The sequence below is a fragment of the Croceicoccus pelagius genome, from assembly GCF_001661915.1.
Classification (GTDB): domain Bacteria; phylum Pseudomonadota; class Alphaproteobacteria; order Sphingomonadales; family Sphingomonadaceae; genus Croceicoccus; species Croceicoccus pelagius.
The window spans coordinates 229,411-253,618 of record NZ_LYWY01000040.1 but is presented as its reverse complement, the minus strand read 5'-3'; the positions used below and the strand labels follow the sequence as shown (position 1 = coordinate 253,618).

The window sequence follows — 24,208 nt, the reverse complement described above, 5'->3', positions numbered from 1 at the left end:
TCTTGGCTGCAAAAATGCAGGTAGAGGTTGCACGATCTAACCTTGTCTGCAACGATTACGAATGCCATCTGGCTTTCGTACCGTTGCCGGATTTGGCGGCGCATGTTCGCGCAGGCGCGATTTTGCCACCTTCGCAGACACCGACCGAACAAGCCGGGGCGCGCAAGCACGACCTGAAGTTTTCCCGAGGATACTGCCATGGCTACCGCAACTCTGACCGAACCCACCGACGACGCCGCCGAAATCGCTGCGATGATCGAACGCTCGCGCATCGCGCAGGAGCAGATCGCCGATTACACGCAGGAGCAGGTCGACAAGCTGATCACCGCCATGGTGTGGGCCGTCTGCAAGCCCGGCGTTGCCGAAGAGATCGCGCAGTTCACCGTCGATGAAACGCAGCTTGGTAATTACGAGGGCAAGTTCCTCAAGATCGCCAAGAAGACCCGCGCGACCCTGCAGGACATCATCCACGACAAGTCGGTCGGCATCATCGAGGAAATGCCCGAGCGCGGCATCGTCAAGATCGCCAAGCCCGTTGGCGTGATCGGCGCGCTTTCGCCGTCGACCAATCCCGAAGCGACTCCGGTGATCAAGTCGATCAGCGCGATCAAGGGCCGCAACTCGATCATCATCGCGCCGCACCCGCGCGCCAAGCTGACGAACAAGAAGATCGTTGATCTAATGCGTGAAGCGATCGTCAAGATGGGCGCGCCCGCCGATCTGGTGCAGGCGATTGAGGTTCCCTCGGTAAACAAGACCAACGAACTGATGAAGCAGTGCGACCGCGTGCTCGCCACCGGTGGTGCGCCGATGGTGACGGCCGCCTATTCGAGCGGAACCCCCGCGCTGGGCGTCGGTGTCGGCAATGCCGTGATCACCGTCGACGATACCGCCGATCTGGATGATGCGGCCGAGAAGATCCGCATTTCCAAGACGCTGGACAATGCCGCATCCTGTTCCTCGGACAACTCGGTCATCCTGTTCGATGCGATCTACGACGAAATGCTCGAAAAGCTGAAGGCGCAGGGCGGCCTCGTCCTCGACAACGAGCAGAAGAAGAAGCTCGAAAACGCGATCTGGGAAGACGGTGAGCACATCAACGCCAAGGTCGTCGCACAGCCGGCTGAGTTCATCGCCAGCTATGCCGGCTTCGAAATTCCGGAAGGTACGCTGTTCTTCATCGTCCCCGAAACCGGCGCCGGCCCCGAGCACAAGTTTTCGGGCGAGAAGATGACCGTGACGATGGCGCTTTACCGCGCGAAGGACATCGAGGAAGCGATCGCGCTGACCAATCGGATCCAGGCCTATCAGGGCCAGGGCCACAGCTGCGGTATCTATTCCAACTCGGACGAGAACATCATGAAGCTGGCCGAGGGCACCCGCACCAGCCGCGTCATGGTGAACCAGCCGCAGTCGCCCTCCAACTCGGGCAACCTGTGGAACGGCATGCGCCAGACGTTCTCGCTGGGCTGCGGATCATGGGGCGGTAACGGCACAAACAACAACATCACGTGGCGCGACCTGATCAACGAAACGTGGGTCTCCAAGCCGCTTGCCACGCCCAAGACCCTGCCGAGCGATGAAGAACTGTTCGGTAAGGACATCATGGCTGCAATCTGATACGTCGCGCGCAGTCACATAAACGGCCTGCCCACCAGGCAATCCGGGTGGGCAGGCCGTTCACGCGTTGAAAGGTTGCCATGAAGAAAACAGCTCTTCTCATCAGTTTGATGGCGCTCGGCCTCACCGCCTGCGGTGATACGAGCGCGCCCGAGGGCGTGAACACGCAAGACGCCAATGCTGCGCCCGACACCGCCGAACCGGCGGTCGCGGACGCGACCGACGAAATGGAGCAGACCATCCCGGCCCCCTTGCGCGGGCGCTGGGGCATGGTCGATGCCGACTGCACTTCGCAGGCGGGCGACGCCAAGGGGCTGATGAAAGTCAGCTCAAACTCGCTGCGCTTTTATGAAAGTGTGGGCAAGCTGGAGCAGGTTACCGAGCGTGACGCGAACCACGTGGTCGCGAAGTTCGCCTATACCGGTGAAGGAATGGAGTGGTCGCGGACCGAGACGCTCACACTCGACGGTGCGACATTGACCCGCTCGACCGATGCGGGTGATGCCCAAGGTCCCTTTACTTACCAGAGGTGTGGCTGATGATGCGTCTGGCCTTTCTTGCCGCTCCCGTCCTTCTGGCGGGATGTGTGACCACCACGAACGAAGCGGCGGAACCCGTTCGCGTCGGGGCTGACGGCGCCTGCGATGCGACCGATGCGCAGGCCATGCTGGGCATGACTGCGACGGCCGAAATCGGCGCGCAGCTTCTGGAGAGCACGGGGGCGCGCATCCTTCGCTGGGCGCCGCCGCGTTCCGCGATGACGATGGACTTCAGGCCCGACCGCCTGACCGTGTCCTACGATGACAATATGACGATCGATCGGATCAGCTGCGGCTGAACCTGTCGGGGGAGAGAGAAGAGGAATAGCATGAGCGATCAGTTCGGCCTTACCGAGGACCAGCTCGCCATCCAGGAGATGGCGCAGCGTTTCACCGCCGACAACATCACCCCCCACGCTGCCGAATGGGACGAGGAGCACATCTTCCCGCGCGACACGATCAAGCAGGCCGCTGAACTGGGCTTTGCATCGATCTACGTTTCCGAGGAATCGGGCGGTATCGGTCTGGGCCGGCTGGACGCGGCGCTCATCATGGAAGCGATGGCCTATGGCTGTCCTTCGACCAGCGCCTTCATCTCGATCCACAATATGTCCGCGTGGATGATCGACACTTACGGGTCGCAGGACCTAAAGGAACGCTACCTTCCCGACCTCATCACGATGGACCGCATGGCCTCGTACTGCCTGACCGAGCCGTCGTCGGGTTCGGACGCTGCGGCACTTCGCACCAAGGCGGTCGACAAGGGCGACCACTGGGAAATTTCGGGCTCGAAACAGTTCATCTCCGGCGGCGGCCAGAACGAGGTTTACGTCACCATGGTCCGCACCGGTGAGGATGGGCCGAAGGGCATTTCCTGCGTCGTGATCGAAAAGGACATGGAAGGCGTTTCCTTCGGCGCGCAGGAAAAGAAGATGGGCTGGAATTCGCAGCCGACTGCCGCTTTGAACCTCGACAACGTCAAGGTGCCCAAGGCTAATCTCGTCGGCGCGGAGGGGCAGGGCTTCTCCATCGCGATGTCGGGCCTTGACGGTGGGCGTCTCAACATCGGTGCCTGCTCTCTGGGCGGCGCGCAGCGCGCGCTGGACGAGGCGATTGCCTATACGAAGGACCGCAAGCAGTTCGGCAAGGCGATTGCCGACTTCCAGAATACGCAGTTCACGCTGGCCGAAATGGCCGCCGAACTGGAGGCCGCCCGCGCGCTGCTCTACATGGCGGCGGTAAAGGTCACCGAGGGCGCGCCCGACAAGACGCGCTTTGCCGCGATGGCCAAGATGATCGCGACCGAGACCGGATCGAAAGTGGTCGACCGCGCGCTACAGTTGTTCGGCGGCTACGGCTATCTCCAGGAATACCCGATCGAAAAGCTGCTGCGCGACTTGCGCGTCCATTCGATCCTGGAAGGCACCAACCAGATCATGCGCATGATCGTCGGCAGGGACCTCGTGAAGTAATGACCGAAAGTACCCAAAACGTTCACGTTCACCGCCATGGCGCGGTGGGCCACCTTTCGCTCAATCGCCCCAAGGCGATCCACTCGCTGACACTCGACATGTGCGAGGCGATGATCGCCGCGCTGGTCGAATGGAAGGACGATGACAGCATCAGGGCGGTGATCGTCGACCATGCCGAGGGACGCGGTTTCTGCGCCGGCGGCGACGTCACCCTGCTCCGCAAGTCGGCGCTGGAAGACGAAGGTGCCAGCGGGCGTCACTTCTTCGACGTCGAGTACAAGCTGAACCACCTGATGTTCACGTATCCGAAGCCGATCGTCGCCTTCATGGACGGCATCACGATGGGCGGCGGCGTCGGCATTTCGCAGCCTGCGAAGTATCGCGTCGCGACCGAGAACACAAAGTTCGCCATGCCGGAAACCGGCATCGGCCTAATCTGCGATGTCGGCGGCGGCTGGTACCTGTCGCGCCTTCGCGGTCGGCTTGGGCAGTTCCTCGGCCTTACGGGCGCGCGGCTGGATGGGGCGGAATGCCTCGCGGTAGGCCTTGCGACGCACTACCTGCCGCATGAACGCCTTTCCGAGGCGAAGGCGCGCATCATCTCGCACCCGGAAGATATCGAGGGCACGCTGGAAGGCCAGTCCTTCGCTCCGCCGCCTGCGCGGATCAGCGGCAATCTAGACCTGATCGACCGCCTTTTCGCTTCGAACAGCCTTGAAGATATCATCGCCGCGCTTGAGGCGGATGGTGGCGATTGGGCGGCCAAGGAACTGAAAACGCTACGCACGAAAAGCCCGTCGGCCTGCAAGAACGTGCTGAAGCAGCTCGAACTCGGCGCTGCTTGCGAGACTTTTGCCGAGAACATGGCGATGGAACTGCGCGGCGCATCGCGCGCGATCACGCGCCACGACTTTGCCGAAGGTGTTCGCGCCCTGCTTGTCGACAAGGACAACAATCCGCAGTGGCAGCCCGCCACGCCCGAGGAAGTGACCGAAGAAATGGTCGAAAGCCTCTACGCGCCGCTGCCCGCAGACCAGGAATGGAAACCGCTATGAGCTCCGAGACCACCTACGAGACGATCCTCACCGAAACGCGCGGCGCGGTCACGCTGATCACGCTCAACCGGCCCAAGTCGCTGAACGCGCTCAATTCGACCGTGCTGGCCGAACTGACCGACGCCTTCGCCAAGTTTCAGGCTGACAGCTCGCAGCTTTGCGCGGTGCTCACCGGCAGCGGCGAGAAGGCTTTTGCCGCGGGCGCCGACATCAAGGAAATGTCGGACAAGCCTGCCGCCGACTTCTACATCGAGGATTTCTTCGCCGGCTGGACCGCCGACATCGTGAAGAAGGTTCGCAAGCCGTGGATCGCTGCCGTGAACGGTTTTGCGCTGGGCGGCGGGTGCGAGCTTGCGATGATGGCCGACTTCATCATCGCTGCCGATACGGCCAAGTTCGGCCAGCCCGAGATCAAGCTTGGCGTAGCGCCCGGCATGGGCGGTTCGCAGCGCCTGACCCGCGCGGTCGGCAAGGCGAAGGCCATGGAAATGTGCCTGACGGGCCGCATGATGGACGCCGAGGAAGCCGAACGTTCGGGCCTCGTCACCCGCATCGTGCCGCTGGCTGATCTGGTTGAGGACGCGATGAAGACCGCCGCGACCATCGCCTCGATGCCGCCGCTGGCCGCGATGATGAACAAGGAAATGGTCAACACGGCGTTTGAAACCACGCTCGATCAGGGCCTGATTGCCGAACGCCGCATGTTCCAGGTGCTCACCGCTACCGAGGACAAGGCCGAAGGCATGGCCGCGTTCGTCGAAAAGCGCGCAGGGAACTGGAAGGGGCGCTAAGGCGCAGACCTCGAGAGGGAATAAGACATGAAAATCGCATTCATCGGCCTTGGCAACATGGGCGGCGGCATGGCCGCGAACCTTGCAAAAGCCGGCCACGAGGTTTCCGCCTTCGACTTGTCCGAAGACGCGCTCGCCCGCGCAAAGGAAAACGGCTGCGCCACGTTCACCAACGTTCGCGAAGCCGTTGCAGGGGCCGAAGCGGTCGTCACCATGCTGCCCAACGGCGGCATCGTGAAGTCTGTGCTGACCAGCGACGTGATCGGCCATGCGCCCGCAGGCGCGCTGCTGATCGATTGTTCGACCATCGACGTCGCCACCGCGCGCGAGATGATCGAGACCGCGACTGCCGCAGGCTATGAAATGGTCGACGCGCCGGTTTCGGGCGGCATCGCCGCGGCCAACGGCGGCAACCTCACTTTCATGGTGGGCGGCACCGACAGCGCAGTCGCCAAGGCGGAAACCGTTCTCGAACCGATGGCCAAGGCCGTGATCCGCGCTGGCGGTGCGGGGGCGGGGCAGGTTGCCAAGATGTGTAACAACATGCTGCTCGCCGCCCATATGGTCGGCACTTGCGAGGCGATGAAGCTGGCCGAACGCAACGGCCTCGACCCGCAGACGTTTTACGACATCAGCTCGAAGTCGACCGGCTACTGCTGGTCGCTGAACGACTACACCCCGGTTCCGAATGTCGGCGCAGCCAGCCCTGCCGACAATGACTATGCCGGCGGTTTCGCCGTCGCGCTGATGCTGAAGGACCTGCGCCTCGCCATGGCGGCTGCCGATGCGAGCGATGCAAAGGTCCCGCTGGGCCGTAAGGCGACCGAGATCTACGAGGAAGCCGACAAGGCCGGTCTGGGCGGCAAGGACTTCGGTTCGATCTTCACGACGCTGTAAGCGGCCGCCCCGCTCACACGAATCTCTAATTTCCTTGCGAAATGCGCGCCAAGTCGCCACTTGGCGCGCATAATGCTTCCACAAGTCGTCATCATCGGTCGCCCCAACGTGGGCAAGTCGACCCTGTTCAACAGGTTGGTCGGCAAGAAACTCGCGCTGGTCGACGATCAGCCGGGTGTCACGCGTGACCGTCGATTCGGCGATGTCGAGCTGCTCGGCCTGAAGTTCCAGATCGTCGATACGGCGGGCTGGGAGGACGAGGACGCGCATTCGCTGCCCGGCCGTATGCGCCAGCAGACCGAGGCCGCACTGGTCGGCGCTGCTGCTGCGCTGTTCGTAATTGACAGCCGCACCGGCCTGACCCCGCTGGACGAGGAAATCGCCCGCTATCTGCAGCGTTCGTCGGTTCCGATCACGGTCGTCGCGAACAAGGCCGAGGGCAAGGCGGGCGACGCAGGCATCTACGAGGCGTTCTCGCTCGGCTTCGGCGATCCCGTTGCGATGAGCGCGGAGCATGGCGAAGGCGTGGCCGATCTGTTCGAGGCACTGTTGCCGACGCTCGAACCGCTGCAGCCCGAAAAGCCCGAGTTTGAGCCGTTCGAGGACGATGAGGAAAAACCGCTCGGTCCGTTGCAGTTGGCAATCGTCGGTCGTCCGAACGCGGGCAAGTCGACTCTGATCAACCAGTTCCTTCAGGAAGATCGCCTGCTGACCGGGCCCGAGGCGGGGATCACGCGCGATTCGATCGCCATCGACTGGACTTGGCATGATCCGAAGTCGGGCGAGGACCGCGCAGTGAAGCTGATCGACACGGCCGGTATGCGCAAGCGTGCCAAGGTGACGGACAAGCTGGAAAAGCTGGCCGTCGCCGATGCGCGCCACGCGGTCGACTATGCCGAAGTCGTCGTGCTCCTGCTCGATGCGACAAAGGGTCTCGAGGTCCAGGACCTCAAGATCGCGAGCCACGCGATCGAGGAAGGCCGCGCGCTGATCATCGCGATCAACAAGTGGGACGTGGCCGAAGACCCGAGTGGTCTGTTCAACGGCATCCGCGCCGCGCTGGACGAAGGTCTGGCACAGGCCCGCGGTGTGCCGCTGGTCGCCGTGTCGGCGCGGACCGGCAAGGGGCTGGACAACCTGCTCAACGCCGCGTTCGAAACGCGCGAGATCTGGAACAAGCGCGTACCGACCGCCGCGCTCAATCGCTGGTTCGACGATGCGCTCGCCGCCAATCCGCCGCCGGCTCCGGGTGGCAAGCGGATCAAGCTGCGCTACATCACGCAGACCGGCGCACGTCCGCCGCGTTTCGTGGTGTTCGGTACACGTCTTGATCATCTGCCCGAATCCTATCGCCGTTATCTCGTCAACGGGCTGCGCCGCGATCTCGGTTTCGGATCGGTACCGGTGCGCCTGATGATGCGTACGCCCAAGAACCCCTTCGCAAAGAATTGATCCGGTGACGCACGACGTCATCGTGCTCGGCGCAGGGGCGGCGGGCCTGATGTGCGCTGCCCGTGCGGGGCAGCGCGGCAAAAGGGTCATGCTGATCGAACACGCCGATGCGCCGGGAAAGAAAATCCTGATTTCAGGCGGCGGGCGGTGCAATTTTACCAATCTCGACGTTGCGCCCGATCGCTACCTTTCATCGAACCCGCATTTCGCGAAGTCGGCGCTGGCCCGCTATACCGCGCGCGATTTTCTCGCGCTGGTCGAAAGCTATGGCATCGCCTGGCATGAGAAGACGCTCGGCCAATTGTTCTGCAATGGCTCGGCGCGGCAGATCGTCGATCTGTTGCTGGATCAATGCGCGAAAGGCGATGTCGAATTGCGCTGCGGCGAGAGCATCGGCAGCGTCGGTCACACTGACGGTGCTTTCACGGTAGAGACTTCTGCGGGCAGCTATTCGGCTCCGTCACTGGTGGTGGCCACGGGCGGCCCGTCGATCCCCAAGATGGGGGCGACCGGTTTCGCCTATGACCTTGCGCGCCAGTTCGGACTGAAGGTCGTGCAACCGCGCCCAGCGCTCGTGCCGCTGACGCTGGGCGGTGAGGATTTGCTGTTCCGGGAATTGTCGGGCGTGTCGACCGAGGTCGTGGCAGGCGCGGGCAAGGCGAAGTTCCGTGAAGCGGCCCTGTTCACCCATCGCGGATTGTCGGGTCCGGCGATCCTGCAGGTCTCGTCCTACTGGGAGCCGGGTGCGCCCGTTACCGTGGATTTCCTGCCCGATGCCGATGCGCAGGTCTTCATCGCGGCGAAGGCCCAAAACCCCAAGGCGACCGTCCGCTCGACGCTCGCTGGGCTGATGCCCGAAAGACTGGCGGGCGAACTGGCGGAAAGGATCGGCATCCCGGTCCCGCTCTCCGATTGCAAGGATAAAGCCTTGCGCGCAGCAGGTGAGCGGTTGAAGCGCTGGACCTTCCATCCCAACGGTACGGAGGGTTTCGCCAAGGCCGAAGTAACCGTCGGCGGCGTTGCAACGGGCGAGCTTTCGTCGAAGACGATGGAAGCGAAGAAAGTCCCCGGCCTCCACTTCATCGGCGAGGCCGTGGACGTGACGGGCTGGCTTGGCGGTTACAACTTCCAATGGGCCTGGGCGAGCGCGGTTGCCTGCGCCGAAGGGCTCTAGCCGGGCTGCGAGAGCAGCGCGTTCATCAGAGAACGTAGCGCGGGCGGCGAGGGCGGCTTGATCAGGCGGCTGGCCCCGATGCGCTCTGCCGCAGCCTTCGTTTCCGCCGTGTCTTCCGCCGTCAGCAGGATCGCGGGCGGGCTCGTTCCCCACTTTTCGCAGAGCCGGTCATAGGCGACATCGCCGGTCAGATCGTCGTCGAGGCGGTAATCGAGCAGCAAAAGGTCCGGCGCGCTGGCAAGGTCGATGCCCTCCGGTCCGGTCGCGGCGTGAACGTCGAAGCCCCAGCGTTCGAGCAATGCGGTGACCGCGCCGAGGCCGCCGGTGTCGTTATCGATGCACACGACTTCGCGCCGGTTTGGGGCAGGGGCGGGCGTGCGCAGCTTGCCGACCGGTGCTGCGGGTGTACCGGGTTCGACCAGCGGCAGGCGGAACCGGAACGAGGTGCCGCGACCGACGACGGAGCGTGTTTCTACCTCGGTACCCAGCATGGCGGCGATGCGGCGCACGATGGCGAGGCCGAGGCCCAACCCCTCGTCGCTGTTGCGTTCGCCGAGGCGGGTGAATTCCTCGAAGATGCGAGGGAGGTCTTCCTCCGCGATGCCGCGGCCCTGGTCGGCAACAACGATCTCCGCCATGTCGCCGCGCTTGCGGGCGGCGACGAGGATGCGGCCTTCGTCGGTATAGCGCACGGCGTTGGTGACGAGGTTCTGAAGCACCGAGATGAACAGCCCCCGGTCGGTCCTGACCCAGAGGCCGGAGCGCCGCACGACAAGGCCCAGTCCCTTGGCCTCGGCTTGCAGCGCGAACTCGTTCTCGATCTCGGCAAAGACGGTATCGAGCGAGAAGCGTTCGGGCTCCACTTGTGCCTTGCCGCCATCAAGGCGCGAAATGTCGAGCAGCGCGCGCAGCAGGCGGTCAGCCGTTTCGATCGAACGGTCGATCTGGGCCAGCAGCGCAGATTCCTGAGCGCGTTTGGGACCGATCTCCTCGGCCAAGGCGCTGGCGAAAAGGCGGGCGGCGTTCATCGGCTGGACGAGGTCGTGGCTGGCCGCGGCAAGGAAGCGGGTCTTGGACCTGGTCGCCGCTTCCAGCGCGCGGTTTGCTTCCACCAGCTGCTGTGTGCGTTGGCGTACCTTGGCCTCCAGCGCGGCCTCGGCCTCGCGGTCGGCGGTGATGTCGGTGTAGCTGGTGACATATCCGCCGCCGGGTGCGGCGTTGCCGAGGATGCGCAGTACGCGTCCGTCGGGCAGTTCGCGTTCGGTGGAATGGCGGCGACCTGCGCGCAAGTGGTGCAGGCGCTTGTTCACTTCGTGCTCGGTCGCGGCTTCGTCGTGGCCCATCTGCCGCATGTTGAAGCGGATCATCTCGGCAATCGGGCGGCCCACTTCGACCAGTTCGGTCGGGAGGTCGAACATCATGCGATATCGGTTGTTCCACGCGACAAGCCGCTGTTCGGCATCGACCACCGAAATGCCCTGGTCGATGTTCTCGATCGCGATCTGGAGGAGGTCGGAGCCGAATTGCAGTCGCTGGCTCGTTTCGTCGAACATGGCGACGACGTGCTCGATACTGACCGGCTCTCCCTCCAGCGTCGACTGGATCAGCGCGCGGGCGGACGAGCTGCCGATGATCGAGCTGATCATGCGTTCGGCCATGTCGATCAGCGGGTCGTCAGGCTCGTCCGCGTCGTGGTAGGGGCGCGCGGTGACGAGGCGCAGGCGGTTGAGCGCATCGCGCGCGTTGCTGGCGCCCATGAACTGTTCGAGCAGCAGTCGAAAGTCCGCAACCCGGGTGTTGGTGGCGATGCGAGAGCGGCCAAGGTCGGCCTCGGACTGGTCGATGAAGGCGACCGACTGCACGCGGTCCAGCAGGTTCGGCTCTGCCGCTACGCTGAACACCACGAAAAGCAGCATGTTCGCAGACAGCGACAGGACGACGCCTGAAACGAGCGGATCGGAGCCGACGACGGGCGGCACGATTTCCGGTCCGAAGACCGGCATCGCCAGCAGCATCAGCCACATCGCGAAACCGCCGGTCAGCCCGGCGATCATCCCTGAACGATTGGCCTTGCGCCAGAAGAAGCCGAGCAGCAGCCCCGGCGCGAACTGGGCCGCGCTCGCAAAGGCGATCTCGCCAAGCCCTGCCAGCGTCGCCTCGCTTCCGACCGAGCGGTGATAGGCGTAAGCCAGCGCCAGCAGCACAGCGATGACCAGGCGGCGCACGTTGATCAGTGCGTTGCCGATCATCTGAGTCTCGCCCCGCCGCCGGATCTGGCTGCGGAAAAAGACGGGCACGATGAGGTCGTTGGTGATCATGCTCGACAGCGCGATGCTGGTGACGATGATCATGCCGGTCGCCGCCGAGAACCCGCCGATGAAGGCAAGCAGCGCCAGCCAGTCCGCCCCGAAGCTGATCGGAAGTTGCAGCATGTGCATGTCGGCAGGGGCGCTTGCCGGAAGAAGCGCCTTGCCGGCGAGCATTACCGGAAGGACGCACAGGCATACGATGACGAGGTATGCCGGGAACAACCAGCGTGCGGTGCCGACAAGGCGGCTTTCGCGTGCCTCGACCACCAGCATGTGGAACTGGCGCGGCAGACAGAGTATCGCCATCGCGCCGAGGAAAGTCATGACGATGAAACGCGAATCGATCTGTGTGGTCGAGAACGAGGCTTCGAGAGCCTGCGTTACGCCGTCGTCGGGGACACGCTGAGTCAGCAGGAAGAAGGCGAAGGCCGCCATCGTGACAAGCGCGACGAGCTTTACCACCGCCTCGAACGCGATGGCGATGACGACGCCGCGGTTCTGCTGCGTAAGATCGATCCGGCCGGTGCCGAACAGCATGGCGAAAGCAGCCATGGCGGCAGCGACGGTGAGCGCGACTTCCTCTCCCCGCAGCAGGCCCATCAGTTCGGGCGAGAGCGCGGTCATGGTCTGGCTCACTGATTTGAGCTGCAACGCCATGTAGGGCAGGGCGCCGAACAGGGCGATGATTGTGACCATCGCCGCGACCCATGCACTCTTGCCGTATCGGGCCGAAAGGAAGTCGGCGATCGAGGTCGAATGCTGCGCCTTGCCGGTCTGCAGCACGCGCGCGACGAAGCCGCCGAACACGGTGAACATCAGGACCGGGCCGAGGTAGATCGGCACGAACTGCCAGCCGCTCGTGGCTGCGGTGCCGACCGCACCGTAGAAGGTCCAGCTGGTGCAATAGACCGCAAGGCTCAGCCCGAAGATCGTACGTTTGTGGCGGCCTGCAAATTCGGCCATGCGGTCGTCGTCGCCCAGATGCGCGACAAGGAACAGCAGCGCCCCGTAGAGGACCGCGAGCATGGGCATGACAAGCAGCGACATGGGCTTTCCGGCAGGTCCTCTCGATCCGAAGTCCTGAGTTCTAGGGCAAAGTTCGCCGCGTACAAATAGCACGGGCCAAATGATGACGGGGACGACAGCTTGTGCTGCCGCCCCCGCCGAGGGACCCCCAGGAGGGGGGAGCCGGTTGGCGCCTTGGCCTTAGTGGGCGCGCGCTTCTCCTGCACCGCGCGGCACGCGGATCGATTCGACCAGGCGACCGATCTCTGCCGGGGCAGGTGCCGTCATCTTCATCACCACCAGGGCGACGATGAAGTTCAGCACCATGCCGATCACGCCGATGCCTTCGGGCGAGATGCCCAGCAGCCAGTTTTCGGCGACGTTCGCGTCCGGGTTCACCAGCTTGAAGTAGGCGATATAGACGAACGTGAACACGAGACCGGTGACCATCCCCGCGATTGCGCCTTCCTTGTTCATCGTCTTGGAGAAGATGCCCATGAAGATCGCCGGGAACAGCGATGCCGCAGCAAGACCGAAGGCGAAGGCCACGACCTGCGCCACCCAGCCCGGAGGATAGATGCCGAGGATACCGGCGACCACGATGGCGCAGGTTGCCGCGACGCGGGCTGCAAGCAGCTCGCCCTTTTCCGAGATGCTCGGCTTGAAGGTGGACTTCAGGAGGTCATGGCTGACCGCCGTCGAAATCACCAGCAGCAGGCCTGCTGCCGTCGAGAGCGCGGCGGCAAGACCACCGGCAGCGACGAGAGCGATGACCCAGCCAGGCAGGTTCGCAATTTCGGGGTTGGCAAGGACCATGATGTCCTTGTCGACGTAGACCTCGTTCGCATTGTCGGTGAGCACTTCGTTCGAGACGAGGCGTTCGCCGTTGGGTCCGGTGCCTTCGGCAAATTCCGGAGCGCCCTTGAACGCGTCGCCCTTTGCCACCTGCATCACGCCGTCGCCGTTCTTGTCGGTCCAGGCGATGAGGTTGTTCTTTTCCCAGTTCTTGAACCAGCCGGGAGCTTCGGCATACGACTGCTCGTTCACCGTGCTGTTGAAGTTCAGGCGAGCGAACGCCGCGACCGCGGGGGCCGTGGTGTAGAGCAACGCGATGAAGATCAGGGCCCAGCCTGCCGAACGACGCGCGTCCGAAGCCTTGGGAACGGTGAAGAAGCGGACGATGACGTGCGGCAGGCCTGCCGTACCGATCATCAGGGCGGCGGTGATGCAGAAGACGTCGATCATCGACTTCGAACCGTCCGTATAAGGGCCGAAGCCCATCATCTGGAGCGATTCGTCGAGCTTCTGCAGCACGTACATCCCCGACCCGTCATTGACGGTGGAGCCGAGGCCAAGCTGCGGGATGGGGTTGCCGGTCACCAGCATCGAGATGAAGAAGGCCGGAACCATGTAGGCAAAGATCAGCACGCAGTACTGCGCCACCTGGGTATAGGTAATGCCCTTCATGCCGCCGAGCACCGCATAGACGAACACGATGCACATGCCGATGATGACGCCCATGTTGACGTCGACATCGAGGAAGCGGGAAAAGACGATACCCACGCCGCGCATCTGCCCGGCGATGTATGTGAAGCTGATGAAGATCAGGCAGATCACCGCCACCGTGCGCGCGACCTTGGAATAGTAGCGCGTGCCGATGAAGTCGGGCACCGTGAACTGGCCGAACTTGCGCAGGTATGGCGCAAGCAAAAGGGCAAGCACGACGTAACCGCCGGTCCAGCCCATCAGATAGACCGAGCCGTCATAGCCCATGAAGGCGATGAGACCGGCCATGGAAATGAACGATGCGGCGCTCATCCAGTCGGCGGCCGTTGCCATGCCGTTGACGATCGGATGGACACCGCCACCCGCCACGTAGAATTCCTTCGTCGAACCGGCACGCGTCCAGATGGCGATGCCGATGTACAGCGCGAAGCTGATGCCGACGAAGAGATAGATCAGGTTCTGTGTAGACATCTGCCCCTCCTCAATCGTCGAGATCGTATTCGCGTTCGATCTTCTTCACTTTCCACGCGTAGTAGAACACGAGGAGAATGAAGACGTAGATCGAACCCTGTTGCGCAAACCAGAAACCGAGCGGGAAGCCGCCGAGCATGAACTGGTCTAGGAAATCACGCAGCAGGATGCCGAAACCGAACGACACGATGAACCAGATGGCCATCAGCGTGATGAGCAGGCGGATATTCTTTTTCCAGTACGCCCCCGCCGATGCGGACGTATCGGGTGTTTCATCGGACATGGCTGTCCTCCCCTCCTGTGGTCGTTGTAAGACCGCAAAACCGTCTATGCGGACGTTGAAACGTTATAGAGGGGCGGCAGAGCGCACACGCGCGACATTAGTCGTAGGGTGTTGAAGCGGCCTGAAGGCGTCCTAACGGCGCAGGATATCGCCCAGTGTCGGCCCACTGTTCCGGACCGCGAGCTGGGCAATCAGCAGCTCCGCGCAGGCCAGTGCATCGACCAGACCGTCGTGCCCGCGGTAGGCAGGCAACCCGTACTGCGCGCGTAACTTCGCAAGGCGCAGACCGTCTGCCGCGCGCGGCCGCGGGAACCAGCGATTCTCGAGCGCCATCGTGCACACGAAGGGCGCGATGAAGGGCGCATCGTAAACCCGCCTGCACGCCGCATCGAGAAAGCCGGTCTCGATCTCGGCAAAGTGCGCGACAAGGACTTTGCCTGCCAGCATCGGTAGCAATTTCGCCAGCGCCGCTTCCTCGTCCAGCGCATCCTTCAGCGCTTCGTCGGTGATGCGATGGATGACGACGCTGGCTTCCGACAGGGCTGCCGGTGGCCGGATGCGGATGCGCTTGCCCGTGCCGGCAAAGACGCGGTCGTGGCGCATCGCGACCAGCCCTGCCTCAAGCAAGGCGCTGTGATCGAAGTCGAGGCCGTCGGTCTCCAGGTCGATCGCGATCATTTCAAGATCTTCGACCGGCGTCGCGAAGCCCGGGTGTCCGGCTTCGTAGAAGTCGCGCAAGGGCCCTTCGGGTGCGGCCTTGCGGGCGGCATCGAAACGGCGTGAAAAGCGCCACGCATTGAAGGGCGGCAGCATCATGTGACCCCGCCTGCGAACTGACTGCGCAGTTTTTCAAGCTGATCGCGGATCAGCTTGAAGGCATCGCGCAAGTGCTCCCGGTCGAAGCGAGACAGGCTCGCGGGATCGAGCTTGTTCGAAGGCGGCTCCCCGCGTACGATCTGTTCTGCTTGATGGCGGAAGCGCACGTCGCGCACGAATTCGAAACAGGCGGCAAGATCGCGCGCCGCATCGCGCGGCAGCGATTCGCTGTCGGCTGCGCCCGAAAGGCGCTCCATCGTGTTGGTCGCGACCAGCTTCTTCGCCAGCGCATGTGTGCGCGCAATGTCGACGATGGGCGCTATGGCCTGTGTCTTGAGGTCGAGCACGCGCCCTTCGTCCGCATCGTCCTGCAGCAGGAAGTTGCGGAAAAAGCCCAGCGGCACGCGCGTCGTCGCGGCGGCGCGCGCGATGAAAGACAGGAATATGCCGTTCTTGGCGGCCTCGGCGAAGACTTCCCGCCGCAGCCCTTCGACCAGCGATTTCTCGCCCGCCAATGCGCGCATGTCGAAGAAGATCGTGCTTTCCAGAACCGCTTGCGGATCTGGGCTCTCGATCCAGCTGCGAAAGATATCGGCCCATTCCTCCGCCGTCCGGCGATAGGTCGGGTTGGTCGCCATGATGTTGCCGGGGCAATAGCGATAACCCGCCGCGTTCAGCCCGTCGCACAAGTGGCGGGCAAGCTCGGCGAAATAGGCATCATGCTGCGCAGTATCGTATCCTTCACCAAAGACGAACCCGTTGTCCTGGTCCGAGCCCAGCGCCTGTTCCGCCCTTGCGAGAGAGCCGAAGCAGGCCAGCGCGTATGGCACCGGCGGCGGGCCGAGTTTCTCTTCGCCCAGTTTCAGGAGATGGCGATGCGCGCCTTCACCGATTGTCGAGACATAGCGCGAGACGTGATCGGCATCGACGCCCGCCGCGACCAGCCCGGTCAGCGCCTGCGGAAGCTGCGAAGTCGCGTCGGCGACCTGTCCCGAATCCGCCGAGGCCGAAATGGCCTTGGCGATATGCAGCGCGTTCGAGCCGAGCTGGGACAGGATGTCGTTGGAAGAGACAATGGCGATCACTTCGCCCGCCGGATCGAGGATCGGCAAGTGGTGGATGTGCCGTTCGGCCATCGTGATCAGCGCGGTCAGGATCGGCGTATCGGGTACGGCGGTCACCGGCTCTTTGGTCATGATCGCGCTGACCGGGCTCGACAGGTTCAGCCCGACTCCCAGAACGCGGCGGCGCAAGTCCTTGTCGGTGACGATGCCGATCAGCCTGCCGTCGCGGCAGATAGGGAGGGTGGAGACATCCTCGCGCGTCATGAGGCGCGCGGCTTCGTACACGGCCATGCCCGGATCGCCGGTGACGATCCCGGTGCGCCGGACAAGCGATCCGATAGAGGCGTGGGCGCCCAGGGTGTCAGCCGAGCCTTCGCTGGCCGACGCGACCTGCCGCATCCTGTCCACCGCGCGGCGCAGGCGGACGGCTTCGTCGATTTCGAAGAAGGCGCGGAATTCGGGGTGGCTGCGGATCGTGGCGAGAAACGCGGGCTTGGCGATGCGATAGACGAGCGAATCCTCGAGCGCGACCGCCTCGTTCTGGGCGCGCCCGTCACGCAGCAGAGAGGGGTAACCGAAGCACCCGCCTTCACCCAGCCGCGCATTAAGATCGCTTCCACCCAGCCGCAGTTCGACCGCGCCGGAACGCACCATCGAAAACCAATCGTTCTCGTCGCCTGCCGAAATGATCGTCGATCCGCGCCGGTAGTATCGCACTTCCAGTGCGCGGATCAGCGCAGCCAGCTCTGCGTCAGACAGTCCGCCGAAGGGCGGGTGCTGCCGAAGGAATTCGGCGATCTCGAGAGTTTCGGGCGCATCCTGCATGGCAAATCCGGTTCCGATGCTACTCCTGCGCAAAGCACGGTGCCACTGCGACTTAGGTCGAGAATTCGGCACTAGGCCGGTGACAAGTGCGGTCAACAATTGTGCGTCTGCGAAAAGCGCTCGCTTTTAAGTAATTTGCGTATAACGTCGCGCCGAGGGGCTTTTTCCAAGGGATCAGGGGCATGGCATACGAGCGTCTTTCGGCGCACGATGTGCGTTCGCAGGAACGCTGGCGCGGCATGGCCTTCGGTCGCATCCAGTCCGGCCCTTTCGTCGGGCGCGTCATCTCCATCGTTGAGGTTTCCGAAACCGGCTGCCGCATCCGCGATCACGCGATCACATGCGAGCCGGGTGACGTGTTCCACATGATTCTGGAAGACGTCGGCCCACTGGTCGTCGACGTGCGCTGGAAGAATGGCGCGTTCGTCGGCGTATCGTTCCGCGCGCCGCTGCGCCCCATGGTCTTCGACCATTTGCGCAAGGAAATCGACAAACCGTTGCATGAGCGGATGGCCCGGCTGATGGATCGCGGATCGCAGCTTTAACGCGGGCAGTGCCGAACCCCCTGTTGCATCCGCGAGATTTGCGCTAGCCCAGCCGTTGCAATCACTTGTCCGGCCATCGCGCCCCGCAACGGAAAATCGTTCGCCACTCCATGACCGAAACGCTCGCAATCACGCTTGTCCAGTGCAACCAGCTGGTCGGGGACATCACTGCCAACGCCGAAGCCATGCTGGCCGCGCGCGACCGGGCGGCGAAGATGGAAAGCGATCTCGTCGTCTTTCCCGAAATGAACCTCATCGGCTATCCGCCCGAAGACCTGGTGCAAAAGCCTGCCCTGATCGAACGCGCGGCAGAAGAGCTGGACCGGCTCGCCAAGGCAACCGAGAAGGACGGGCCCGCGATGCTGGTCGGTTCGGTCTTCGTGCGCGACGGGGCACTACATAACGGTGTCGCGCTGCTCGACGGCGGGCGGATTACCGCGACGCGGTTCAAGCACGAACTGCCGAATTACGGCACTTTCGACGAGGCCCGCCTGTTCAGCCCGGGCGACCTGCCCGATCCGGTCCTGTTCCGCGGTGTGATGCTCGGCCTGCCGATCTGCGAGGATATCTGGCACCCCGCCGTCTGCCGCCACCTTGCCGAACAGGGCGCGCAGATCTTCGTCTGCGTCAACGGCAGCCCCTACGAGATCGAGAAGGACGTGCTTCGCATCGAAGGCGTGGCCAAGCGCCGCGCGATCGATACCGGCGTGCCGATGGCCTACCTCAACCGCGTCGGCGGCCAGGACGAACTGGCGTTCGACGGGGCGAGCTTCGTGATCAACGGTGACGGTACGCTCGCCGCGCAGCTTCCCGACTGGGAAGAGGTCGAGGTCACGACCCGCTGGATCAAGGGCAAGAACGGCTGGTCCTGCGTGCCCGGCGCGCTGCACCGGCTGGCCGACCACCCCGAGGATATCTACTGCGCGATGGTCGTCGGCCTGCGCGACTATGTCGACAAGAACGGATTTCCCGGCATCGTGCTGGGCCTGTCTGGCGGTATCGACAGCGCGATCTGCGCCGCGATCGCTGCCGATGCATTGGGCCCCGATCGCGTCTGGTGCGTCATGCTGCCCAGCCGATTCACCAGCCAGGAAAGCCTGGACGATGCGGCCGAGTGCGCGAAGATGATCGGGTGCCGCCTGTCCACCATCCCGATCCAGCCGGCCGTCGCCGGTTTCGACGAGATGCTTGCAGACGATTTCGCGGACATGAGCGTCGACATCACCGAGGAAAACATCCAGTCGCGTATTCGCGGCGTGACGCTGATGGCTTTGTCGAACAAGTTCGGCCCGATGCTGGTCACCACCGGCAACAAGAGCGAGATGAGCGTCGGGTATGCCACGATCTACGGCGACATGTCGGGCGGGTACAATCCGCTGAAGGATGCCTACAAGACGACGGTGTTCCGCATTTCGGAATGGCGCAATCACCACAAGCCGAAGATCGGACTTGGTCCGTCCGGCCCCGTCATCCCGCAGAACATCATCGACAAGCCGCCCAGTGCGGAACTTCGCCCCGACCAGAAGGACAGCGATTCGTTGCCGCCCTACGATGTCCTCGACGGCATCCTGCTGGGGCTGGTGGAGCACGAAAAGAGCGTCGACCAGTTGGTCGGCGAGGGTTTCGACCGCCACACCGTGACCCGCATCGAACGCCTGCTCCACGTCGCCGAATACAAACGGCGGCAGGCCCCTCCGGGCGTGAAGCTGGGCGCGCGCAACTTCGGGCGTGACCGGCGTTATCCGATTACCCACCGGTTCCGTTCGGGGTGAGGGCGCTCGCCGCCCTTGCCTTCGCGGGACTTGCGGCCTGCGGCCCCGCGCTTCCCGAACCGGAAGAGCGCGAGCATCCGATGGGCGATCCCCGCGCGGCGATGGAAGGGCGGATCGTCGAGGAGTTCCCGGAACCTGCCAACCCCTGGCCCGAAACCATTCGCGGTGATTGGCGGCTTGCGGGCATCGATGGCGAACCGTTCGAGGCCGATTACGGCGTTGCCATTCATATCGGGCAGGATCGGATCGAATTCGACAACTGCCAGCAGATCGCGTGGAACTATACCCACAAAGCCGAAAAGGTCACGACGCGGCGCACCCCTGCGATCACCATCGACATCAAGCCGAAGCCGCTGCCGTGCGCAGCGCCGCTCGAACCCGAAATCGCGTCGATGGTCGCAGCCATCGATGCGGCAAGCGAAGTGCGCCGGACACCCGAAAACGGCATCCAACTATCGGGTGGCAGTCACTCGGTAACGCTGTTCAGCCAGTAAGTTCGTCAATGCCGTACGGCGGCACGCGGGGTCATTGCTTCCGACCAGTCCGACAGTTCTGGATGACCTTCCCACGACATCGGGATCGCGCGCTTGCGGCGCATGTCCTCGTCAAGCGTGTAGAGCTTGGCGAGAACGCTGCGGGCCGACCAGACGTATTCCGGCTTGCAGTTCGTGATCCGCGTGGTCGTGTGCAATTCTTCGCATGTCTGGCACCGATAGCCTTCGCGCACGTATTCAAAAGGAATCGCGCCCGTTTCGAAATTGGCGACGAAAGCGCGTGAGGGATCGCGCATGGTTCGCGTTGCCTTGCCCCATGTCCTGCAGCGGGGGCACCACCGGACCTGTGTCGTTCCAACCATCCAAGCCTCTTATATTTATCATGTCCGAAGACAGGTGTTCCGGCCTGCCTTGGCGCGGGATTATGCTGCGCAGCATCGACCTCGGCAAGTCGCATTCATCCGGAATTAACCTTTCCTATCGCCGCCCGCTGATAACTCGGGCCTTTTCCCCTCGGTTTCGGACACTATAGCGGGTCCATGACGATCACGCGCTTCGCTCCTTCGCCTACCGGGCTCCTTCACGTCGGCAATATCCGCACGGCGCTACACAACTTCTTGCTCGCCAAGGCCGCGGGCGGGCGATTCCTGCTGCGCGTCGACGATACCGACGCCGAACGTTCGAAAGAGGAATATGTCGAGGCGATCCGCAAGGACCTGGCCTGGCTGGGTCTTGCCGTCGATGGCGAGGAGCGTCAGTCGCAGCGCCTGTCCCATTACGAAGAAGCATTCGAGAGGCTGAAAGCGGCGGGCCGGGTCTATCGCTGCTACGAAACCTCGCAGGAACTGGAACTGCGCCGCAAGGTCCTGCTGGGACGGGGCCTGCCGCCGATCTACGACCGCGCAGCGCTGGACCTGACCGAAGCCGACCATGCCGCGAAAGAAGCTGCGGGCATCGCCCCGCACTGGCGCTTCCTGATCGACCGCGACGAACCCATCGTCTGGGACGATGGCATTCGCGGCCCCCAGAAGTTCGAGGGGGATCGCATGTCCGACCCCGTAATCCGCCGCGCCGACGGGTCGTGGCTCTACATGTTGCCTAGCGCGGTCGACGACATTGCCATGGGCGTGACCGACGTGCTGCGCGGTGAGGACCACGTCTCGAATACGGCCGTCCAATTGCAGATGTTCACCGCACTAGGCGCAACCCCGCCACGCTTTGCGCACGAGGCGCTCTTGACCGGGAGCGAGGGGAAGCTGTCGAAGCGTCTCGGCTCGATCGGGGTCGACACTTTTCGCGAACAGGGGCTTGAGCCGATGGCGATCGACTCGCTGCTCGCCCGCATCGGCACGTCGCAGCCCATCGTTGCCGAACCGTCGATGGACTCGCTTGCCGCAGGGTTCGACCTTGCCACCTTCGGCCGCGCACCGGCGCGTTTCGACGAAGCGGAACTGCTGCGGCTGAACGCGCAGATCGTGCACCAGATGGACTATAAGCAAGTTGCAGGGCTGCTGCCCGAAGCCATGGACGAGGCCGCGTGGCTGGCAGTGCGCCCGAACCTCGAAAAGGCAAGCGAGGCGCACGAGTGGTGGCAGGTCATCGCAGGCGATGTGCCCCGGCCCGAAATGACCGACGACGACCGCGCCTTCATCGCCGAGGCCGCCGCCGCTGCCGACAAGATGACGTGGGACGAGGCGGCGTGGAAGACGCTGACGGGCGCGCTCAAGGAGAGCACGGGCCGCAAGGGCAAGGCGCTGTTCCTGCCGCTGCGACAGGCGCTGACCGGCATGGACCACGGGCCGGACATGAACGCGCTGTTGCCGCTGATCGGCAAGGATCGGGCTATCGCAAGGCTGCGCGCCGCTGTCTGACGGCAAACATGCCGCGGGTGACAAAGGTGACACCCTGTCACCTTGCCGCCGCCTGCAGGAAAGGCCGGAAATCCGCCGCTGGAAGCGCCACCAGACAGGGTGACACTTTGCGCGCCGAACGCCAAAAATACAACAAAACCAAAGAGCCACCCGCATCATGACGAGCGGGCCGGCAGTAGGAAAGCGCTTTCCCGCCCGCGCCTTTCCCGCCACAAGACGCGGCGGGATGCAGGACGATAATCCAGACAGGCCGGGCCGCGGACAGATGACAGCCATCGCCATTTCGGTGGCGCTGGCGATGATCGTTTTCTTCGCGGTCGCGGCTTTCGCGGTCCTGCACCCGGACAGCACTTTCTATCTACGCGACCCGCAGCACCGCCGCGTCGCTATCGACCGCGGAACCGGACAGACGGTCTTTGCCGTCATTCTGGGCAGTTTCGCATTGGCGGCCACCGTTGTCGCCTGCCGGATGGTTCGTACGCTGCGCGCTTTGCCCGTGGCCGAGGCGGAAGACACGCTGCCCGCGGGAGAGACCCTACGCTGGATCGGCAGGCCTGGCTGGCGTACGTTTCGCGGGCCGCGCGCTGTCGTCCTGCCGATCGCGCTTGGACTTTTGATCCTGCTGGGGATGTGGCTGCAATCATCGGCAACAGGCGCGACCGGCTTTGGCGAGGGGCTGCGGCGGATGTTCTTCCCGCTGATGGTGACGCTCTGTTACGCGGTGCCGGTGCTGGTGATGGGGCTCCCGCTTGTCCGGACGTGGCTGCGCGACATGTTCGGCCATGGCTCGGTCACGCGGTCGCGCGTGGTCTGGATCTCGCCCCTGAGGCGGGCGGTCTACCGCGAGGTCGCGGGCGACCGGATCGTCGATGCTTGGCGGAATGCGGACAGCGGTGAGCGCGGGTCGATCACGCTCGTCACCGGAGAGCCGGGCGATGTGCGTCATGTCTATCTCGACCATTTGCCCGATCCCGATGGCGCTTTCGCGGCCGTAGAGCATCTCGCGCGCTATTCCTGATCTCCGCGCGCTGAATCTGGGCAGGGAATCCCCCTGCTGCCAACCTCGCAATGGCGGGAAATGTGGCAAACCGCCGGTGGAAAGTGGCTTTTTTGTGGCGACAGCTTAAACGGTTCGTCGCACAATGCGCTCCCGTTAGCAGCTAAAACGCATGGCTAACGGGAATTGTTAATGCGCCAGCAAGGGCGGGGTGAACAGGCATCGTCCCGCGTTCACGTGTGGCCCGCCGCCGCACACCAGTTTGAAGAGGGGTGAAAGTTTCGAAAGCCCGACAGTCATCAGGGGGACGGTGGCGCCATGTCGCCGTGCGGATGCGAGGATCGGGCCGAACAATTCAAGGAGTATGTTGATGAAATCGGTTTCCATGACTTCGAAGGCCTTGCTGCTTGCAGCCACGCTGGCCGTTCCGGCCACCGGCGCATTCGCGCAGGTCAACGACCGCCCGAGCGAGAGCGTTCTCGTCCAGGCCGACCGCCTTCCCAGCCGCGACCAGATGACTGCCGGACCCGAGGTCGAAGGCATCATTTCGGCCCGCGCCGGTGACCGCATGCAGGTTACCGCGTCCGACGGCACCCGCACCGTCGTCACCATCGACGACGAGACCGAAATCAAGAGCAAGGGCGGCTTCCTCGGCCTGTCGAGCAAGGACCGTGCAGCGTCGTCGCTGTTCAACGGCCTGCCGGTCAAGGTGAAGACGATGCAGTACGCCAACGTGCTCGTCGCCGACGAGATCCGTTTCAGCAACGACGATCTCGAAACCGCCGCGATGATCTTCAACGGCACCGACCAGCGCTTTGCCCAGAACGAAGCCGCGACCGAAGCCCTGCGCGGCCGCATGGGTGACATCGACCAGTACAACATCAAGTCGACGACCAACGTCTACTTCGACACCGGTCGCTGGAACCTGTCGCCCGAAGCCCAGAACGAGCTTTGCAGCGCCGCTTCGCAGGCCGAAAGCATGGACAATGCCCTGCTGCTCGTCGTCGGTTACACCGATGCCGACGGTAGCCAGGATTACAACCAGGAGCTGAGCGAGAAGCGGGCCGGCCGCGTGGTGAACTACCTGCAGCAGGCTTGCGGCTGGAAGCCCTATCGCATGCTGACGCCGACCGGCATGTCCGAAGCCGATCCGGCCGCCGACAACGAAACCGAATACGGCAAGGCGCAGAACCGCCGCGTGGCGGTCAATGTTCTGGTCAGCAAGGGTCTCGACGGCCTTTGATGATTGC

General features: G+C 63.6%; 22 protein-coding genes. 15 read left to right on the top strand and 7 right to left on the bottom strand.

The features are described from left to right. Positions 1-198 precede the first annotated feature (198 nt). The 9 genes from A9D15_RS15410 (at position 199) to A9D15_RS15370 (ending at position 9,000) form a co-directional block, all read left to right on the top strand. Positions 199-1,620: an aldehyde dehydrogenase family protein gene (locus A9D15_RS15410; protein WP_066766618.1), complete on the top strand. Its 1,422-nt coding sequence runs from the start codon at positions 199-201 to the stop codon at positions 1,618-1,620. Positions 1,621-1,700: 80 nt separating this feature from the next. After that, on the top strand, positions 1,701-2,159 hold the full coding sequence (locus tag A9D15_RS15405; RefSeq protein WP_066766615.1) for a hypothetical protein: 459 nt from the start codon (positions 1,701-1,703) through the stop codon (positions 2,157-2,159). After that, positions 2,159-2,458, top strand: coding sequence for an I78 family peptidase inhibitor (locus A9D15_RS15400; protein ID WP_066766611.1), 300 nt, complete (start codon positions 2,159-2,161; stop codon positions 2,456-2,458). Before A9D15_RS15405 ends, A9D15_RS15400 begins: the two co-directional genes overlap by 1 nt. Positions 2,459-2,488: 30 nt before the next feature. Next, entirely contained in the window at positions 2,489-3,631 is a 1,143-nt protein-coding gene (locus tag A9D15_RS15395) for an acyl-CoA dehydrogenase family protein (RefSeq protein ID WP_066766608.1), read from the top strand. Then, on the top strand, positions 3,631-4,686 hold the full coding sequence (locus A9D15_RS15390) for an enoyl-CoA hydratase/isomerase family protein (protein ID WP_066766605.1): 1,056 nt from the start codon (positions 3,631-3,633) through the stop codon (positions 4,684-4,686). The genes A9D15_RS15395 and A9D15_RS15390 overlap by 1 nt, the downstream gene beginning before the upstream one ends. After that, positions 4,683-5,477, top strand: coding sequence for an enoyl-CoA hydratase-related protein (locus A9D15_RS15385; RefSeq protein ID WP_066766600.1), 795 nt, complete (start codon positions 4,683-4,685; stop codon positions 5,475-5,477). Before A9D15_RS15390 ends, A9D15_RS15385 begins: the two co-directional genes overlap by 4 nt. A 27-nt stretch (positions 5,478-5,504) precedes the next feature. Beyond that, entirely contained in the window at positions 5,505-6,374 is an 870-nt protein-coding gene (gene mmsB, locus A9D15_RS15380; protein WP_066766597.1) for a 3-hydroxyisobutyrate dehydrogenase, read from the top strand. Between the two features lie 72 nt (positions 6,375-6,446). Further along, positions 6,447-7,826: a ribosome biogenesis GTPase Der gene (gene der, locus A9D15_RS15375; protein ID WP_066766595.1), complete on the top strand. Its 1,380-nt coding sequence runs from the start codon at positions 6,447-6,449 to the stop codon at positions 7,824-7,826. A gap of 49 nt (positions 7,827-7,875) precedes the next feature. Then, on the top strand, positions 7,876-9,000 hold the full coding sequence (locus A9D15_RS15370; protein ID WP_082924548.1) for a BaiN/RdsA family NAD(P)/FAD-dependent oxidoreductase: 1,125 nt from the start codon (positions 7,876-7,878) through the stop codon (positions 8,998-9,000). Here A9D15_RS15370 and A9D15_RS15365 read toward each other — a convergent pair. The 5 genes from A9D15_RS15365 to A9D15_RS15345 all read right to left on the bottom strand — a co-directional run bounded on the left by A9D15_RS15365 (position 8,997) and on the right by A9D15_RS15345 (position 17,279). Continuing rightward, positions 8,997-12,356 (bottom strand): PAS-domain containing protein, encoded by a 3,360-nt coding sequence (locus A9D15_RS15365; RefSeq protein ID WP_066766591.1) that lies wholly within the window; start codon positions 12,354-12,356, stop codon positions 8,997-8,999. The genes A9D15_RS15370 and A9D15_RS15365 overlap by 4 nt on opposite strands. Before the next feature lie 159 nt (positions 12,357-12,515). Further along, positions 12,516-14,291 carry a sodium:solute symporter family protein gene (locus A9D15_RS15360; RefSeq protein WP_066766589.1) on the bottom strand — a complete coding sequence of 592 codons (1,776 nt, stop codon included), beginning with the start codon at positions 14,289-14,291 and terminating at the stop codon, positions 12,516-12,518. 10 nt (positions 14,292-14,301) lie between these two features. Further along, a complete protein-coding gene (locus A9D15_RS15355; protein ID WP_066766586.1) occupies positions 14,302-14,574 on the bottom strand; it encodes a DUF4212 domain-containing protein in 273 nt (90 codons plus the stop codon). Between the two features lie 132 nt (positions 14,575-14,706). Beyond that, entirely contained in the window at positions 14,707-15,390 is a 684-nt protein-coding gene (locus A9D15_RS15350; RefSeq protein ID WP_066766585.1) for an exonuclease domain-containing protein, read from the bottom strand. After that, the gene (locus A9D15_RS15345) at positions 15,387-17,279 is read right to left on the bottom strand and encodes a putative nucleotidyltransferase substrate binding domain-containing protein (protein WP_066766583.1); all 1,893 of its coding nucleotides are present in this window, start codon (positions 17,277-17,279) and stop codon (positions 15,387-15,389) included. Before A9D15_RS15345 ends, A9D15_RS15350 begins: the two co-directional genes overlap by 4 nt. A 182-nt stretch (positions 17,280-17,461) precedes the next feature. Here A9D15_RS15345 and A9D15_RS15340 point away from each other — a divergent pair, with 182 nt between their 5' ends. The 3 genes from A9D15_RS15340 to A9D15_RS15330 all read left to right on the top strand — a co-directional run bounded on the left by A9D15_RS15340 (position 17,462) and on the right by A9D15_RS15330 (position 20,090). Next, entirely contained in the window at positions 17,462-17,824 is a 363-nt protein-coding gene (locus tag A9D15_RS15340; protein ID WP_066766580.1) for a hypothetical protein, read from the top strand. A gap of 110 nt (positions 17,825-17,934) precedes the next feature. Then, on the top strand, positions 17,935-19,596 hold the full coding sequence (locus A9D15_RS15335) for an NAD+ synthase (protein ID WP_066766577.1): 1,662 nt from the start codon (positions 17,935-17,937) through the stop codon (positions 19,594-19,596). Beyond that, the gene (locus A9D15_RS15330; RefSeq protein WP_066766571.1) at positions 19,593-20,090 is read left to right on the top strand and encodes a hypothetical protein; all 498 of its coding nucleotides are present in this window, start codon (positions 19,593-19,595) and stop codon (positions 20,088-20,090) included. Before A9D15_RS15335 ends, A9D15_RS15330 begins: the two co-directional genes overlap by 4 nt. A gap of 5 nt (positions 20,091-20,095) precedes the next feature. Here A9D15_RS15330 and A9D15_RS15325 read toward each other — a convergent pair whose 3' ends face one another. Next, entirely contained in the window at positions 20,096-20,386 is a 291-nt protein-coding gene (locus A9D15_RS15325) for a hypothetical protein (protein WP_066766567.1), read from the bottom strand. Between the two features lie 243 nt (positions 20,387-20,629). Here A9D15_RS15325 and gltX point away from each other — a divergent pair, with 243 nt between their 5' ends. Together gltX and A9D15_RS15315 are read left to right on the top strand one after the other, a co-directional pair. After that, entirely contained in the window at positions 20,630-21,961 is a 1,332-nt protein-coding gene (gene gltX, locus A9D15_RS15320; RefSeq protein ID WP_066766563.1) for a glutamate--tRNA ligase, read from the top strand. 157 nt (positions 21,962-22,118) lie between these two features. Continuing rightward, positions 22,119-22,979: a hypothetical protein gene (locus A9D15_RS15315; RefSeq protein ID WP_156521818.1), complete on the top strand. Its 861-nt coding sequence runs from the start codon at positions 22,119-22,121 to the stop codon at positions 22,977-22,979. A 168-nt stretch (positions 22,980-23,147) separates the two neighbouring features. On the opposite strand, the gene A9D15_RS16660 is transcribed toward A9D15_RS15315, so the two are convergent. Beyond that, entirely contained in the window at positions 23,148-23,345 is a 198-nt protein-coding gene (locus tag A9D15_RS16660) for a hypothetical protein (RefSeq protein WP_156521817.1), read from the bottom strand. On the opposite strand from A9D15_RS16660, the gene A9D15_RS15310 reads away from it, so the two are divergent. Beyond that, a complete protein-coding gene (locus tag A9D15_RS15310; RefSeq protein WP_066766990.1) occupies positions 23,329-24,201 on the top strand; it encodes an OmpA family protein in 873 nt (290 codons plus the stop codon). The genes A9D15_RS16660 and A9D15_RS15310 overlap by 17 nt on opposite strands. Positions 24,202-24,208 lie beyond the last annotated feature (7 nt).